The organism is Trichococcus ilyis, assembly GCF_900109135.1.
GTDB classification, from domain to species: Bacteria; Bacillota; Bacilli; order Lactobacillales; family Aerococcaceae; genus Trichococcus; species Trichococcus ilyis.
Window position 1 is genome coordinate 10,566 of the sequence record NZ_FNYT01000024.1, and the last position, 15,985, is coordinate 26,550.

At 52.7% G+C, this 15,985-nt stretch carries 15 protein-coding genes and 1 riboswitch; of the genes, 5 read left to right on the top strand and 10 right to left on the bottom strand.

Annotated elements, in window-relative coordinates:
• Positions 1–383: 383 nt before the first annotated feature.
• From helD to BMX58_RS10915, 4 genes are all read right to left on the bottom strand, one after another.
• Positions 384–2,627, bottom strand: a complete 2,244-nt coding sequence (gene helD / locus BMX58_RS10900; RefSeq protein WP_131814083.1) for an RNA polymerase recycling motor HelD — start codon at positions 2,625–2,627, stop codon at positions 384–386.
• 230 nt (positions 2,628–2,857) lie between these two features.
• Entirely contained in the window at positions 2,858–4,222 is a 1,365-nt protein-coding gene (locus BMX58_RS10905; RefSeq protein WP_068624202.1) for an MBL fold metallo-hydrolase, read from the bottom strand.
• Between the two features lie 45 nt (positions 4,223–4,267).
• Positions 4,268–4,930 (bottom strand): DUF1345 domain-containing protein, encoded by a 663-nt coding sequence (locus tag BMX58_RS10910; RefSeq protein ID WP_068624200.1) that lies wholly within the window; start codon positions 4,928–4,930, stop codon positions 4,268–4,270.
• A 38-nt stretch (positions 4,931–4,968) separates the two neighbouring features.
• Positions 4,969–5,352, bottom strand: coding sequence for a VOC family protein (locus BMX58_RS10915; RefSeq protein ID WP_068624199.1), 384 nt, complete (start codon positions 5,350–5,352; stop codon positions 4,969–4,971).
• A 294-nt stretch (positions 5,353–5,646) separates the two neighbouring features.
• Positions 5,647–5,793: riboswitch (Lysine riboswitch) on the top strand.
• A 140-nt stretch (positions 5,794–5,933) separates the two neighbouring features.
• Between BMX58_RS10915 and dapA the strand changes: the two genes are divergently transcribed.
• Positions 5,934–6,821: a 4-hydroxy-tetrahydrodipicolinate synthase gene (dapA, locus tag BMX58_RS10920; RefSeq protein ID WP_068624196.1), complete on the top strand. Its 888-nt coding sequence runs from the start codon at positions 5,934–5,936 to the stop codon at positions 6,819–6,821.
• A gap of 274 nt (positions 6,822–7,095) precedes the next feature.
• Here the strand turns inward: dapA and BMX58_RS10925 are convergent, their stop codons facing one another.
• Positions 7,096–7,860: an SDR family NAD(P)-dependent oxidoreductase gene (locus tag BMX58_RS10925; RefSeq protein ID WP_068624194.1), complete on the bottom strand. Its 765-nt coding sequence runs from the start codon at positions 7,858–7,860 to the stop codon at positions 7,096–7,098.
• A 166-nt stretch (positions 7,861–8,026) separates the two neighbouring features.
• On the opposite strand from BMX58_RS10925, the gene BMX58_RS10930 reads away from it, so the two are divergent.
• Complete coding sequence (locus BMX58_RS10930; RefSeq protein WP_068624192.1) at positions 8,027–8,368, top strand: YjgN family protein; 342 nt, start codon at positions 8,027–8,029, stop codon at positions 8,366–8,368.
• Between the two features lie 292 nt (positions 8,369–8,660).
• On the opposite strand, the gene BMX58_RS10935 is transcribed toward BMX58_RS10930, so the two are convergent.
• From BMX58_RS10935 to BMX58_RS10945, 3 genes are read right to left on the bottom strand one after another with little or no spacing between them, the layout of a single operon-like run.
• Entirely contained in the window at positions 8,661–9,326 is a 666-nt protein-coding gene (locus tag BMX58_RS10935; RefSeq protein ID WP_068624190.1) for a DUF6320 domain-containing protein, read from the bottom strand.
• Positions 9,326–10,705, bottom strand: a complete 1,380-nt coding sequence (locus tag BMX58_RS10940; protein WP_068624188.1) for a condensation domain-containing protein — start codon at positions 10,703–10,705, stop codon at positions 9,326–9,328. The genes BMX58_RS10935 and BMX58_RS10940 overlap by 1 nt, the downstream gene beginning before the upstream one ends.
• A 49-nt stretch (positions 10,706–10,754) precedes the next feature.
• Entirely contained in the window at positions 10,755–11,642 is an 888-nt protein-coding gene (locus BMX58_RS10945) for an alpha/beta hydrolase (RefSeq protein WP_242653620.1), read from the bottom strand.
• Positions 11,643–11,937: 295 nt separating this feature from the next.
• Here BMX58_RS10945 and BMX58_RS10950 point away from each other — a divergent pair, with 295 nt between their 5' ends.
• The 3 genes from BMX58_RS10950 to BMX58_RS10960 are packed head-to-tail and all read left to right on the top strand — an operon-like array spanning position 11,938 to position 13,819.
• Positions 11,938–12,141: a PLDc N-terminal domain-containing protein gene (locus tag BMX58_RS10950; protein ID WP_068624186.1), complete on the top strand. Its 204-nt coding sequence runs from the start codon at positions 11,938–11,940 to the stop codon at positions 12,139–12,141.
• The gene (locus BMX58_RS10955) at positions 12,141–13,058 is read left to right on the top strand and encodes an ABC transporter ATP-binding protein (RefSeq protein ID WP_068624184.1); all 918 of its coding nucleotides are present in this window, start codon (positions 12,141–12,143) and stop codon (positions 13,056–13,058) included. Before BMX58_RS10950 ends, BMX58_RS10955 begins: the two co-directional genes overlap by 1 nt.
• Positions 13,055–13,819, top strand: a complete 765-nt coding sequence (locus BMX58_RS10960) for an ABC transporter permease (RefSeq protein ID WP_068624182.1) — start codon at positions 13,055–13,057, stop codon at positions 13,817–13,819. The genes BMX58_RS10955 and BMX58_RS10960 overlap by 4 nt, the downstream gene beginning before the upstream one ends.
• Before the next feature lie 155 nt (positions 13,820–13,974).
• Here the strand turns inward: BMX58_RS10960 and BMX58_RS10965 are convergent, their stop codons facing one another.
• The gene (locus BMX58_RS10965) at positions 13,975–14,943 is read right to left on the bottom strand and encodes a FecCD family ABC transporter permease (protein ID WP_093088847.1); all 969 of its coding nucleotides are present in this window, start codon (positions 14,941–14,943) and stop codon (positions 13,975–13,977) included.
• Positions 14,944–14,971: 28 nt separating this feature from the next.
• Entirely contained in the window at positions 14,972–15,976 is a 1,005-nt protein-coding gene (locus BMX58_RS10970; protein ID WP_068624178.1) for a FecCD family ABC transporter permease, read from the bottom strand.
• Between the last annotated feature and the right edge of the window lie 9 nt (positions 15,977–15,985).

The following is a 15,985-nucleotide window of genomic DNA, read 5'->3' on the forward strand; positions in this document are numbered from 1 at the left end:
ATCGGACAACCAGCGCAACGACTTGGACGAGTTTGTCCGATAACGCCGAGGTATCGGACAACCAGCGCAACGACTTGGGCGTGCTTGTCCGATAACGCCGAGGAATCGGACAACCAGCGCAACGACTTGGACCTGCTTGTCCGATAACGCTGAAGTATCGGACATCCAGCACAACGACTTGGACCTGCTTGTCCGATAACGCCGAAGAATCGGACAACCAGCGCAGCGAATTGGACGTGCTTGTCCGATAACGCTGAAGTATCGGACATCCAGCACAACGATTTGGACGTGCTTGTCCGATAACGCCGATGAATCGGACAACCAAGCTAGTTAACGCCGAAAAAAAGCTGTCCCATTACGAGACAGCCCGGTCTATTCAGGTTTTACATTTTTCTTACGTCATAATAATCCGGATTGACGCGCTCCAGCAGACCGGGTTCCTTCCCGGAAACGGTCAGATAGAGCTCGTGCATCGCCCGGGTGCAGATAGTGTAGAGGATCTGCAGTTCGTTCTGGGCAGCTTTTGCCGGATAATGGCAAACCGCAAAAACGACATCGAATTCCAGACCTTTCGCCAAACGGGCAGGCAGGATCAGCACCGGGTGATGGCTGTTGTCGGTATCCTGCTGCACCAGTTTGTAGTCGATGCCTACAAGGGTCAGTTCCTGGCTGATGCGCTCCGCATCTTCCGCATTGCGGCTGATGAAAGCAACGCGCAGGCCGGCAGCGACGCTCGCCTCCACCTTCTGCCTGATGTAGCCCATGTCGAGACCGCCATCCTCAGTCAAGAGCACTTCCGGCTTCTTGCCGGAGCGGATATAGGTTCCTTCCGGTTTTTCGCCTTCGATGAAGCTTTCCGAGAAACGGACGATTTCATTGGTCGACCGGTAGCTGGTCAACAGACGGTAGGAGCTGAACTTGCTTTCGGAAAAGATGGTCCTCAGATCATCGAAGGAAAGTCGTCGGTTCAGGATATTCTGGTTCAAGTCGCCGCTCAGGATGAAGCGTGCGCTCGGGTAGGCATGCTGCAGCATCTGCAGTTGGAACGGTGAAAAATCCTGCACCTCATCCAGACAGATGTATTGGTATTTCATGTCGCTTGATGGTCCCTTCAGCAACAAACGCAGGCTGTAATAGGCATCCAGATCTTCCAGCAGCACACGCTTCTCGGCCATATGCTCCGCGACCAGCGCGATATGTGTGCGCCATTCTTCCTCATCCAAACCGAAATCATCCAACGAAAGCAATTTAGGCACAGCCCGCAGGAAATGGATGTATTGATTCTTGTAGCGGATGAAGGCCAATGCCTCAATCCGCGCAACGACCGGTTCGAAAGCATCCTCCAGGATATCCGCCGTCATCGCGTCTTCCATCGCTTTTTGATTGTGGGTTTCTTTCTCGTAACGGTACAGATCCAGGTCGGACATCGCGACCATCTCTTTATCCACCCATGGCTTGCCTTTTTGCGACTGTTTGATGCGTTCCACCCGCTGCAGCAAGTGTCTTTGCAGGATATCCAACTTGCTGGCCAGCGCCCCTTGGCTGTCGATGCTGTAGAAAGCCGATTCGATTTCCTCCTGCGAAAGGATGATCTCATCGCGGAAACGGATATCCGCGAACTTCAGGTAGCGTTTCTTCAGGAGCGCCCCGTATTTCTGAAGAGCTTCATAGAAGGCCAGACTGCCCTTCAGTACCGTGACCTTCGCTAAGCTGTCCGCGTGGTCGGCGCGCAAGGAAAAGCCGGTAACCTTCCGCTCCATGAATTCGCTGAAGGTTGTGTTCCCTACGTTCAGTTCACCCAATGCAGGCAACACTTGGGAAACGTACTCCTGGAATATTTTGTTCGGGGAAAACAGGACGATTTCCTCCGACTGCAATTGGTCCCGGAAAGCATAAAGCAGATAGGCGATCTTCTGCATCAGCACAACCGTTTTTCCTGACCCGGCCACGCCTTCGATCAGCGTCACAGCTGCTTTTGTTTCCCTGACGATCTGGTTCTGTTCTTTCTGCAAAGTGGAGACGACCGTGCCCATTTGATAGGATGAAGGCCCCTCCAGCACTTCCAGCAGATACGGATCGCCCATGACATTGTCCGTATCCATCATGCGGACGATTTCCGCATGCCGGATCAGAAATTGCCTTTTCAGGTCAACGCCGTAGGTCATCGGTTGATCGGCTATCATCAGCTTCACTTTTTCGCCTTTGCTGCCCTCATAATAGAGCGATGCGATCGGCGAACGCCAGTCAACGATCAGGTTCTCATCCTTCTCGAACAAAGAGCCGATCCCGATATAGATCGTCTCATTGCCGTATTCGTCGTGGTAATCGATGCGGCCGAAGTAAGGCTCATCCTGCATCTTTTCCAATACAGCAACACGCTCTGCGTTGTTCTGCAATTCGTTGTTGCGGATCATCAGCTCCTGCTCGAAAGCCCGCAGTTCAGCCGATGATTCCCAGACGCTCTCCGAGGATCCCTGGCTGATTTTGATCTCTTTGGATTCCTTCAATTGCTGTCTTTGCTTTTCACTTTTTTCTTCTACTTGCTCGGCCAATCGCGTTCTTTCCTTGTTGATGACTTCAATGACGCGATGGACACGTTCCTGTTCTTTCATTAGATCTTTATGCAACCAGCCGACCTCTCTTTCTTAAGAAAACTCGTGGACTATTCGGTCTTCTTCACTCAAATGCGACAATTAGTAGTATACCATCGCAGAGGGATTCTGGCTATTTATTCCCCGCACCTCCATAAAAGCGTCCCAAGCCGAAAAGCAGCCGGGAGGCAGGCCCGTTTGCGGCTCTTCCTTCCGGCTCAAGTTATTTTTTTGATCCCCTTTTTTGGGATTCTGGCGCATTTGACCTATTCGTTGAGGCTGTTTTCGATCGCGGTGTATCCTCCCAGGATATTGACGATCTGCTTGAATCCCCTCTCCTCCAAGGCACCGATGGCGACGGATGAACGGACGCCCGATTGGCAATGGACGTACAGGGGTTCATCCCGATTGAACGGCAACGGGTCCTCGAGGAGCTTGCCCAGGAGCACACGCTTAGCATCGGACAAGTGCCCTTTGTCCCACTCGCTTTTCGAACGCACGTCCAATATCTGCAGCTCCTTTTTTTGGCGCAAGGCGACGAACGCAGCAGCGGTGATCGTATCGGTCATCCTGTCGTCCGCGACTTGTCCGGCATCCAGATAGCCTCTGACTTGGTCGAACCCGATCAGCTGTAGGTGGCGGGCAGCCGTTTCCGCCTGCTCTTTGGTTCCGATGAACATCACATGCCCTGCGTAATCCAGGAACCAGCCGGCGTAGTTCAAAAACTTTTTGTTCAGCGGAATGTTGATCGTCCTTTCGATGTGCCCGGCTTGATAGATTTCTTTCGCGCGCAGATCAATCATCCTGTCGTTTGGCCCGGCCTGCTGCAGCGGGAAGACCGGATAAGGCACATAGGCGCCGCTGTCCGCTTTGTTGATCTTCTTCATCTGGGCAAAGTAGGTCGGCGGCTCGGGCTGATTTTCCGTCAAAGCTTCGATGAAACTCGTTTCCTCATCATATTGGAAAGCCCAGTTGTTGTCTTTTTCGTAGCCCAAAGTGGTCATCGGAACGGCTCCCAGCGACTTCCCGCAGGCGCTGCCGGCGCCGTGCCCGGGCCAGATCTGCAGATGGTCGGGATAGTCAGCCATTTTCTGCAGGGAACGGAACATCTCTTTGGCTCCGATTTCGGTGGTCCCTTGCATATGCGCAGCCTCTTCCAGCAAGTCCGGCCGGCCGACGTCACCCACAAAGATGAAATCGCCGGTGAACAATCCCATCGGAATGTCCGAACCGCCGCCGATGTCCGTCAACAGAAAGGACACACTCTCCGGCGTATGCCCGGGCGTGTGGAGCACCTCCAGTTTGACTTTCCCTACGGAGATGATGTCCCCATCCTGCAGCAGCACACTCCCTTCAGGCAGATCCTGGTAACGCCAGTCATCCCCGCCCATATCCGACACATGCAACTTGGCCCCTAGTCGTCTGCCTGTTTCCCTCAAGCCGGATGCATAATCGGCGTGGATATGCGTTTCCGTTGCCGCAGTGATGACCAGGCCTTCGTCTTCGGCTGCCAAGATGTACGCATCCAACTTGCGCAAGGGATCGATGATGATGGCTTCCCCTGTTTTTTGGCAGCCCACCATATAGGAAAATTGCGCTATCTGCGGATCGAAAAATGATTTAAAAAACATGCATAAATTCCCCCTTATCCTTAACTGTCAATGATCCATCCTGATTCAAATGCTCAGGCTTGCGACAAAATTGATGGTCGTGGCGATGATGGCAGTCCCGAAAATGAAGGACAACAGCGCATGCCCGAGTGCAGCCTTGCGGAATTCCGGCGTGGTGAAGGTCATGTCGGAGACTTGGTACGTCATACCGATCGTGAACGCCAGATAGGCGAAATCCCAAAAGTTGGGCTTTTCGGTGCCTTCAAAGATGATGCCGCCGTTGACATCGCGGTAATAGAGCTCCGCATACCGCAACATATAGAGGCCATGCACCGTCGTCCAGGAGAGCACGATGCTGAACAACCCGAATCCGATCGTCTCGAAGCTGCGTACATGAGTCGTCAGCATCAACGCGACGGCCCCGATGCTGATCAGGCAAGCCAACAGAACAAAAAAATCGATGGTTGAATATTTGATGTCTTCCTCTTGTGCGATCCTTTCGGTTTCCGTTCCATCATGCGGATGAAAATCCTTCCACAGCAAATACAATAAAATGATAGCAGCGCTGTCCCACCCGATCAAAGGCGCCAGCTCCCAACGCAACAGGAATCCTCCGGCCAGCCCGATGCCCGTACCGACCGATCCGGCAATCAGAAAGCGCGTCCGCTTTTTGCGCATATCCTTTCCGGTTTGCGTTTGATCAGCAAATAACTGGATTCTTTTCTTCATGGCTGTCCGCCCCCTGCTTTTTCGGCCTGACTGTTCTTTCAGATGGTGATTTCGATGACGTTCTTTTCCGGATCGAGGAACATGCTTTCATAGTAGCCGTCCCCCGTCACGCGCGGTTGGCTTTTGCACGTGTACCCCGCTTTGATGAGCCTGTCCGTGAAATAATCGACGTTCTGCTTGTTCCCGACCGAAATGGCCAGATGCGCCCAGCCCAGCATATCGAGGGGATAGCGTTCTTTGACGTCCAGCCTTTTCATAAGCTCCAGACGGGCCCCCCCTTCACGGAAAGTAATAAAATAAGATTGGAAATCCTTTTCAGGATTACGGTATAATTTATTGGCCTTTCCGTCAAAAAAACGAACATAAAAATCGCGCATCAGTTCCAAGTCGTCCACCCACAATGCAACATGTTCAATCTTCATAGTTTTCACGTCCTCTCATCCTGCTTGCCGTAAAAGCGTTTCCTCAAACTGATTTTATCACATCATTGGCGCAGATGCGTTCCCGGAAGCATCCGCTCGATTCCGTTCGCATTCTTGTTTCTCTTCTCCGGAAGTCATTGTGGTTTTCGGCCGCCTTCCCGCTGCGGCCTGTCCGCCCTTAAACGAATGTGTCTTTTTTTCATTTTTTTCAAAGCGTATTCTCAGCATCCACTCAGAATATGATTGACAGACTGATTTGTATTTGATAGTGTGGAATTAACAAAATACGATTCGATGTGATGAAGAGGTCGCGGTTAACAATCAGTAAGGGATTCCCTGAAAGGTGTTGCTGCCGAAATACTCTGTATTGGGGCCAAGGTTGAACAAATCTGGCACTGTCGGACAAAGCCGCCCAGCTTTGTTCGGTGAGCTTCTCACGTTGGGGCAAATTGGTGGACTTCACTATACGGATGCAAAGATTCAGCTTAAGCAACCTGTTTTGAACGACTATGAGACCATTTGCTCATAGTCGTTTTTTGTCTATTTATTAATAAAAAACAGAACCCAGGAGGAAGATAAGCATGGCTATTTTTGAAGGATCAGGCGTTGCCATCGTTACGCCGTTTAAAGATACGGAAAACCAAGAAATCAACTACGAGGTGTTGGAAGAGCTGATCGAGTTCCATATCGCAAACGGCACCGATTCAATCATCATCGCAGGGACAACCGGGGAAGCATCAACTCTGACGGATGAAGAGCAACTTCATCTGATTCGTTTCACTGTCGAAAAAGTCAACGGCCGTATTCCTGTCATCGGCGGGGCCGGAAGCAATGACACGCGCCACGGTGTCGGATTGACGCGCGCTGTAGAGGCCACGGGTGTGGATGCGATCCTCAGCGTCACCCCTTATTACAACAAAACATCCCAAAAAGGCTTGATCGCGCATTACACAGCCATCGCCAACAGTGTGAAAGTTCCGATCGTCCTTTACAATGTGCCGGGCCGAACAGGACAGAATATTACCCCTGAATCGCTGGTGGAGCTTGCCAAAATCGATAACATCGTTTCGTTGAAGGATGCCACTGGCAACTTCAGCCAAGCCGTTGATAACTTGAGTCTTTTGGGCGATCGCCTGGACATCTATTCCGGGAATGACGACACCATCATCCCATTGATGAGCTTAGGCGCAAAAGGCGTCATCTCCGTCCTTGCCAATATTGCACCGAAAGCAACAGCTGAAATGACGCATGCTTTCCTTGATGGCGACATCAAAAAAGCCGCCGCGATGCAAGCCGAGTACAAAGAACTGATCGACTGCCTGTTTGTGGAGCCGAATCCGATTCCTGTAAAAGCAGGAATGCAACTGTTGGGCTTCAATGTCGGACCGATGCGTCTGCCGTTGACGGATGCCGATCAAGCAGTCATTGACCGTTTGGCCGCTGCCATGAAAAAAGTCGGCCTGATCTAGAAACAGAACCAAAAACCGCCATCGGAATTTATATTTCCGGTGGCGGTTTTATGTTTTTCAGAAAAGATGAAGCAAATATTTATTGAGCAATAAAATAATCAGTACAAGAAGCAAAACGATGACGAAACCGATGGCTCGTTTCACATAGAAATCCCTCAACTTCATGGCTATTCCCTTCCTTAACAGCTTAGTAGGATATCCTTTTATTTCACGATTCCGAGCTTTTTGAAATGAGCTTTCGGAAAAGCGTTGATGCCGATTCCGCTCGCATTCATCAGCCTTGTTTTTTCTTTTGCTGCCTGCTCGTCAGGCGCACGACTAAGTTGCGCGGCGCCAGCTTCGACGATAAGAGCGCTCCCTTCAGCAGCATCGTCGGAACGATGATTTTCTTGCGCTTGTACATCTTGTCCAATGCATACTTGACGCAGTATTCAGAAGTGATGCCTTTCAGATTGAATTTCACATCCGCCACTTGGTTGAACTCCGTATCGACCGGACCCGGGCACAGCGAACCGATGTAGACGTTGCTCTTCTTCTCTTCCAACTCTTCAGCAATCGCGGAAGTGAAGCTCGTGACGTAGGCTTTTGTTGCATAATAGGTCGCCATGTAAGGCCCCGCCGGCATCAGTCCGGCAACCGAAGCCACATTCAGGATGTAGCCTTCATCCCTTGCGAGCATATCCGGCAGAAATTTCTTGGTCAGGATATGCACAGCCTTGATGTTGACATCGATCATCTCCAGCTCCTTGGCGAGACTGGTCGCCGTGAACGGGCCGAAATCACCGAAACCGGCACAGTTGATCAGCATGGAAATGTTTTTATCCTTTGTTTCTTCGTACAGACGAAAGCATTCATCCGCTTTCGCCAAGTCCGCTGTGATGATTTCGCTTTTGGTAGGTAATTGTTTGCTGATTTCCACCAGCCGATCCTTCCGCCTCGCGACCAGAATCAGATCGTATCCTTGTTGGCTCAGCTTTTTGGCGAACTCTTGGCCGATGCCCGCACTCGCGCCGGTGATGAGCGCTATCTTGTTTGTCATTATTTTTCCCTCGCATTTCGTCAAATGATTGCTGCCTTTAGCGTATCGCATTTGCGCGCCAAGGGCAATCCTTAGGCTTATTCGTGAAATGACATCAGTATATTTATAGATGAATCGCAAATAAATGTCGTATTATATCATTAAGCAATAATAAAGGAGTGATATTTTGCGCCATCATAATGATTCATATTTCACAGGAACACTTTTGGAGTATTTAGGCATTCTTCTTGTCAGTTTTCTCGCAGGCTTTTTCACTTTCGGGCTGGCTGCACCTTGGGCTTTCTGTTACCGGGAAAGATGGGTCGCCAAGCATACCTACATCGAAGGCCGCCAGTTGCACTTTGTCGGCAAAACTTTTGATCTCTGGCTTGTCTTGCTGAAATGGATTGTCTTCTCAATTTTCACCTTGGGGCTGTACTCTTTTGTTGTGCCGATCCGCTTCCAGCAATGGCGCATCAAAAATACCTATGTGTACGGCTATTGGGACGAATACTACGCGACGGAATGAACATGTCACACTTAAAAATGCGGATGGTGGCCTGATTGTCTGATCAGGGGTCCGCGATCACGGCGGATTTCCCCGCCAAAATGGTTTTGGCGGGGAATATCGTGTTGTCCGCAGACGTTTTTCCCCGCCAAAGTGGTTTCGGCGGGTTTTCTGACTGTGATTCGAACTGATTTCCCCCGCCGAACCGCTTTCGGCGGGTTATTCCCTAACGCTCAGCTCCATCGCGCAAAACTATGCAGATATATACGAAGGCAGTCTCAACATCAAATGAGACTGCCTTTTTTTCGTCATTTCAAACATGCATCCGTTTCTCCAGTTCGCGCCAGATTTCGCCGCCGTGATAGAGCAGGATGATGACGAGGGTCACCGCGCTCATCATGACCGACAGGCTGGCCGGCAACGGCGTCGTTACCCAGTCCAGGGTCAGGAACAAGGCCGGCAGCAGCCCCAGCAAGGCTGCTGTCAAAAGGTACAGCACATAGTCCCTGACGCCCAAATTGACGAGGCGCACTGCGATATATAAGGATACGATCGCGAAACTGCAGATGATCGGCACAGCATAGGTGGTCGACCACCCGCTCCATCCCGACAGATAATCCAAATAGATGCACAGGAGCGACAGCGAGACGATCAGATAAACGATGCCCTTTGCGATGTTCCGCCTTTTCCGGATCAGGATCAGAACGGAAAGCCACATGCTCATGATCCCGAACAGCGCGAGCTGCACATTCTCCATCCGCCCGATCCAGATCAGTTCGATAAGCAGAAAAGCGATGATCAGCACGAAGGAAATCAAAGTCAAATATTTCCAGACGATTTCCTTATTGAACCGCAGTGGAATCTTCGGATAGGGATCCGGCAGCACCGGATCGGCGGCTTCTTCCAATGTCGTTCGGCACAAGGGACATTGTTCCCAGTCTCCCTTGATGGTCGCGTTGCAATGCTGACAGTGTCTCATCACCCTTCCACCTCCAAATCTTCACTGGTGACTTTATTGGCTGCGACGGTGACGGCCACGCCCGCGTCGGTCAAAATCCTGACAAACTGTTCCTGGATCGTTGATTCGACAAAGGGCGAAGTGAAGCTGACCGTCAGATGCTCCCCGTGGCTGATGGCGCAAAATTGCGGCCGGACCGCCGATGTATGGAAATACATCTTCCCGATATAGGCGTCGATCGGCTCAGGAAAAACGACTTTGCCCAAGTTGGAGATCGCGATCGTCAAATTCCGGTTGCTGATGTAGTTGACCAGCTTCAGAACTAAGTCTTTGATCGGCCGGAAGACCATTCGCGTGAAGGGGCTGTACTCGAAGGCGATCAGCGTCCGCAGCTTGTCCTCCAGGCTTTCCGGGGTGATCTGTTGCCGGAACTGTTCCTGGAGTGTGCGGCAGATTCCGGCAATTTCATCGGCTCCCGTTTCATCCGTCCGATAAACCAAACGCGTCGCGCTGAAAAAATTCCGGGCCGAGTTCGACGGGAAAAACTGTCTCAGATTGACTGGAATCGAGACTGCCAATGCGGATCCCGGACGAAAATCGGGACTGGCTTTCCGGACGGCAAGCATGTATACCGCCGTCAGGAACAACGTCAAGGAAGTCTGATTTTCGCGCGCCAACGCCAGCACGGCCTTGACCGGCAGCTCGAGTTCGATGACATGCGGCCGGTTGTCCGGGGTCTTCTTGCCGCGGTACCGATGGACATGGAGCTTCGGCTGATGCTCGCTTTCCTGCGGCAACGCGTTTTTTTGCGCGGAGCTTTTCCCGGTCAGTTGGCTGACTTTCGCGACGGAGCGAATGGCGGATTGCGCCGCATCCGCAAAGCTCTGTTTTTTGTCTTTGCGGAAATAATGCGCAAAACTGTCCTCCAGTTGATGGTTCAAACGGTCATGCGCGGTGGCATCCAGCCCTTTGAAGGCTTCCGGATGGCGCAACATGATATAAGCTTTCAGCAGATCCTCGAAAAACCACAGCGCACCCGTACCATCCGACAAGGCGTGGAACAGTTCCAAATGAACCCGGTTTTGGTTATAGAAGACGCGGAACAGCAATTCTCTTCGGTCGAAATGATAAATCTGTGCGCAAGGCGGCAAGACATCGGCCGTCACCTTCGGCTTCAGATCGCTTTCTTCCAGATAATACCAGAAGAATCCGCGCCGCAGCACACTGTGGTACAGCACATAATTCTCGTAGACTTCATCGAGCGCCTTTTGCAGCAATTGCGGGTCCACCGCATCGTTCAGTTCCGCACTCATGCGGAAGACCTTCGTATCGGTGTTCGTCATGGCCGCCAAAAAGATATTGGAGGCATTGTCCAAACGCACCCATTTTTTCCGATCCACTGCCTTTCCCCCTTTCTTCTTTATTACCAAGCCAGCATGTATACTTGGCTTATGTATTCAGGAATGCATTGATGACCCCGTACGCTTCCACAACCGATTCGGCCGTTTTCGGATAAGTGATGAAACCGTGGACGATGCCGTTCACCCGATGAACTTGCACGTTATTCCCGGCTTCCCGCAAGGCTTCCGCGTAAGCCTCCCCTTCATCCCGTAGCGGATCGAATTCCGCCGTGATCACCAAAGTGTCCGGTTGATTCGACAGGTCTTGCGCCATCAGAGGCGCGACATACTTGTTCTTGCGCAGTTCGGGGTCCGGTTGGTACAGCGCCATGTATTCCTCCATCTTTTTCGCTGTGAGCCCGTAATCCTGTCCGTTCGTGCGGATCGATTCGAACGGCGAAGCTTCCGAATGATCCCAAAAGGTGACGGGGTACAGCAAAATCTGTTTGACCGGGATTGCCTGGCCCCGGTCTCGGAGCAACAACGAGACCGCCGCCGCCAGATTGCCGCCCGCGGAATCGCCAATCAGGATCAGCTCGCTCGCATCGGACAACCCGCTCATTTCCAGATGCTTCAGCAACACTTCCGCCACCCGGTAACAATCGTACAGTCCGGCCGGATACGGATGCTCCGGCGCCAAGCGATAGTCGACCGAATAGACGGTTCTGCCGGTCAGGTCCGCCATATTGATGCAGGCATTCGTGTAGGTTTCGATATCACCGATGACCCATCCGCCGCCATGGAAAAAAAGCAGCGGCTCTTTGTGCAGGCGCTCTTTCGGATAGAAGACACGCACCGGGATATCATGGGATCGGTCTTCCGAATAGATTTTATGGTCCATGATGATGTAGCCCTTTTTCGGTTTTGGAGCCAGCATCTGTTGCACTTTGCGGACCCGGGCATAATCTTCCTGCATATTGATTTTTGGTGATGACATCAATTTGAGCATTAATTTAAAAAACGGATTCATCGTGGCTCCTTTCTCCGGCAGCATAAGCTGTTACGGCTCTTTGTTCCATTATAGCACAGGACCGCAGCAGTCTTGCATAACCGATCATTGAGAAAAGATCCCTTGCGTGATGGGTCTTGCTACTCTTCCGACTTGCAAATCCCACCGCCAGCGTTATACTTGTTATATAACGAACAGGAGGGCGAGGTTTTGGAAAAACCGTTGAACACGTAAAATGGCGATATGCGAGAAAAGCGATAAATAAGAAAGAAGGCACACTTTTATGACAGCAGAACTGCAGCCCTACTTACCGATCCTGATTCCTTTAATTGTGATCCAAATCATCCTGTTGGTCACAGCCTTGACCCACCTGAACAAACACCCAAAAGTAAAAATCGGCAGCAAAACCCTTTGGACCTTCGTCATCGTCTTTCTGAACATCGTCGGACCGGTCCTGTATTTCCTGATCGGAAGGGGCGAGGAGTGATGGACATCCTCACAATCGCCGGATTGGGGAAAGCCTTCGGGAACCAATGCGTCCTGGATGACCTCTCCTTCTCCGTCCCCGAAGGTTCGATCTACGGTTTCATCGGCAAGAACGGTTCCGGAAAAACCACAACCATGAAGATCGTCTTGGGCTTGCTCCAGGCGGATGCCGGCGAAATCACAGTCTGCGGCGAAAAAGTCCTTTACGGCGACACGCGGACCAACCGCTTCATCGGCTACCTGCCGGATGTTCCCGAATTCTACGGCTTCATGACGCCAAAAGAATATCTGCGGCTGTGCGGCGAAATCACCGGCATGCCGACCACGCTCATTCTGAGCAAATCCGAGGAACTGCTGGATTTGGTCGGGCTGGCGGATGCGAAAAAACGCATCGGCACCTTTTCCCGCGGCATGAAGCAGCGGCTCGGGATCGCCCAGGCTTTGCTGAACGAACCACGCCTGCTGATCTGCGACGAACCCACTTCCGCCTTGGATCCGATCGGCCGCAGGGAAATACTCGACATCCTCCTGAAAGTAAAGGAGCGGACAACGGTGCTCTTTTCGACGCATGTCCTTACGGATGTGGAAGCCATCTGTGATCGGGTGGGCATCCTTGATGGCGGAAAGATCGTCCTGACCGGATCGGTAGCGGAATTGAAAAACACCTACTCCAGCCATTCGTGTACGGTCACCTTCCGGACGCCTGCGGATGCCGCTGTCTTCCAAGCCGATCCGCAGTTGGGCGATATGAAGACTTCGTTGCGCGCAAACGACCATTCCGTCACCCTCCCAGCCGCTGACCCGGAACAGACGATGGCGCAGATCATAAGAATTTTGGGCGATACTGGCTTGGTTCCGCTCCGCTTGGAAACGGCCGAACCGAAATTGGAGGATATCTTCCTGGAGGTGATCCGATGAGAGCGTATTTTGCCTTCACAAAGAAAGAACTGACTGAATACACCCGCAACTTCAAGCTATTCCTGGCGATCACCTTGTTTGCGCTCTTCGGCATCATGAACCCATTGACGGCGAAATTTCTGCCCGATCTGCTGGCGAACTTCATGCCGAAAGGGATCACGATCCTGATTGCGGAGCCGACAAACCTCGATTCCTGGATGCAATTCTTCAAGAACGGCACCCAAACCGGCCTTTTCCTTATCGTCATCCTCTTGAGCGGCATGATGGCGAAGGAATACGAAAAAGGAACGCTCATCAACATGGTCACCAAAGGCCTGCCGCGCCGGACCATCCTTTTCGCAAAATTTACAGGCGCTTTGCTGCTGTGGACCGTCAGCTATTGGCTCTGCTTCTTCATCACCTGGGGCTACACGCTCTATTACTTCCCGGACGGCACGACCGAAAATCTTGCCCTGGCCGTCGTCAGCCTCTACCTGTTCGGCATCCTGCTGATTGCGGTGCTGCTGCTCGGGGCGGTTTTGTTCAAAAATGCCTACGGCCCGCTGCTGTTCACGGGAGCATTCCTGATGGTGCTGTTTTTGTGGAATCTGTTCCCAAAAGCTTCGGAGTGGAATCCATTGGTGCTGGCTTCCCGGAACATGGACATGCTGCAGAGGGCGCTGCTTTTAGCGGATCTGCAAAAAGCCTTGCTGACGGCTGCACTGTTGACCGTTTCGGCTCTTTTGGCGGCGGTGAAGATTTTCAAAAAAACCGGATTATAGTCAGAACTGCGCAAAGCCCCAAGGAGTTGGCCTCCTTGGGGCTTTGCGTGGTTCTTGCTGATTTTGTTTTTGGCTTGCGGTTCTGGGTTTTCTGCCGGTTCTGCCGGGTTTTCCGATAACCCGGCAGAACCGGACAACCTCAGATGAACGCCTCGTCAGCGCATCCGCGCAAACAGCAAATACAGGAAATACGGCGCCCCGATCAGGGACACGACGATGCCGGTCGGAAAAGCCGTATCCATCAGCGTGCGGCCGATCGCATCGGCGCTCAAAAGAATGATGCTGCCGATCAGGAGCGCGATCCAGCTGTAGCGTTCATGCCGTTTGCCGACCAATTTTTTGGCGATGTGCGGGGACATCAGACCGATGAAGCCGATGTTGCCCGTAAGCGAGATCGCCGCTGATGCGATGGCAACTGCGCAAAGCAGCAGAATGATTTTTTCGTTGCGGAGCTTCAGACCCAATGCCATAGCGGTCTCCTCGCCCAGCGCCAAAATATTCAGCGTCGGGGCTTTCAGGAAAAGGATACCCATAGCCAGCAGCCACCCGGGCAGGATCGTGTAAACGAACGGCCAGGTGGAACCCCAGATGTTCCCAGACATCCAAGCCGTGATGAAGCTGACATCGGTACGATCAGACGAAGACATCAGCAGGACGATCAGCCCCGAAAAGGCGGAGGAAATCCCCGCTCCGATGACGACCAACTGCAGCGCATGCTGCTTGTGGCTGCGGCTATAGCTGAGCAAATAGACAACCGAGGCCGCCAACAAGGCGCTCACGAACGCGACAAGCGGCAGCAGCGCCGAAAACTGCAAAATACCTTCTCCCGCGAACAGATAGAACAGCGTCACGCCGAGGCCGGCTCCGGAATTGATGCCCAAAAGCCCCGAATCGGCCAGATCGTTGTTGCTGAGCGTCTGCAGGATGATGCCGGCTCCGGCCAGGCAGGCCCCGGCCATCGCCAACACCAAAGCCCGGGGCAAGCGGATCTGGTAAAAGACATAGTTTTCTTTGAAAGCCCCGTTCCCTGCCAACACCTGCACAATGTTGCCTAAGGAAAGCGAGGAATACCCCATGGACAAGGCGGCCAGGAAAGCCGCGACGAACAAAGCGGCACAGAGCACTAATTTTTTCCGATAAGACAGATTCGATTCACTGAACAGCTTTGAGCCCCCCTTTTCTGGCGATCGTCACGTAGAAAGGCACGCCGATCACGGAAACAATCGCCACGACGGGTATTTCGAAGGGACTGGCGACCGTGCGGCCGAAATAATCGGCCAAAATCATGAATGCCCCTCCGACCGTGATGCACAGCGGAATGATTTTGCGGTAATCCTGGCCGACCATTTTGCGCACGACATGCGGGATCATCAGGCCGGTCAGCGCCAGATTGCCGGCGATCGCGACCGCGCTGCCCGCAAGCAGCGTGATCAACAGGATCAGAACGGCCCTGATCAGATTGGTACGTTGCCCCATGCTGATCGCCGTTTCTTCGCCCAGGCTCAGCAGCGTCAATTGCCCGCTGAACACGAGGCTCAAAAGCAGCGCCAGTCCGATGACCGGCGTGATGCTCAAAATGTTCCAATCCACGCCCATCAGGCCGCCGGAAGTCCACATCGAAACGTCCTTGGAGATGCGGAACAAGATCGCGATCCCATCCGCTATCGCCTGGAAAAAGAAGGAGACGGCCGCCCCGATCAGGATCAGGTTCAGGGGCGACTGGCCGCTTCTCGTCGCATTGCTGAGGACATAGACGAACAGCATCGCCAAGCCGGCCCCCACAAAGCAGGCAACCGAGACCAGCAAATAGGAACTCCGCGGAGCCAAGGCGTAGACCACGGCCACGGCAATGTTCGCCCCGGAAGTCAGCCCCAAAAGGCCGGGATCGGCCAGCGGATTCCGCGTCAGCGCCTGCATGATTGCACCCGCAACCGCCAAGGAACTGCCCACGAAAAAGGCTCCCAATACCCGCGGAAAGCGGATCCCCCGCAGGACCGCATAGTAGGAGCCGTCACCCGTACCCGTGATGGCACCGATCAGATCGGACCAATCCGTGTCGGCAGCGCCGGTATACAGCGCCAGGACAGCTGCCGCGATCAACAAGACGACTGTCCCCGCCAGATAGTTTCCGAAGGCGTTTCGTTTCCGTTTACTCACAACAATCGT

Coding starts and splice junctions, on each gene's coding strand:
- BMX58_RS10905 (WP_068624202.1), bottom strand. CDS start 4,222: ATGTTTTTTAAATCATTTTTCGATCCGCAGATAGCGCAATTTTCCTAT.
- BMX58_RS10915 (WP_068624199.1), bottom strand. CDS start 5,352: ATGAAGATTGAACATGTTGCATTGTGGGTGGACGACTTGGAACTGATG.
- BMX58_RS10925 (WP_068624194.1), bottom strand. CDS start 7,860: ATGACAAACAAGATAGCGCTCATCACCGGCGCGAGTGCGGGCATCGGC.
- BMX58_RS10935 (WP_068624190.1), bottom strand. CDS start 9,326: ATGAGACACTGTCAGCATTGCAACGCGACCATCAAGGGAGACTGGGAA.
- BMX58_RS10945 (WP_242653620.1), bottom strand. CDS start 11,642: ATGTCATCACCAAAAATCAATATGCAGGAAGATTATGCCCGGGTCCGC.
- BMX58_RS10960 (WP_068624182.1), top strand. CDS start 13,055: ATGAGAGCGTATTTTGCCTTCACAAAGAAAGAACTGACTGAATACACC.
- BMX58_RS10910 (WP_068624200.1), bottom strand. CDS start 4,930: ATGAAGAAAAGAATCCAGTTATTTGCTGATCAAACGCAAACCGGAAAG.
- BMX58_RS10950 (WP_068624186.1), top strand. CDS start 11,938: ATGACAGCAGAACTGCAGCCCTACTTACCGATCCTGATTCCTTTAATT.
- dapA (WP_068624196.1), top strand. CDS start 5,934: ATGGCTATTTTTGAAGGATCAGGCGTTGCCATCGTTACGCCGTTTAAA.
- BMX58_RS10955 (WP_068624184.1), top strand. CDS start 12,141: ATGGACATCCTCACAATCGCCGGATTGGGGAAAGCCTTCGGGAACCAA.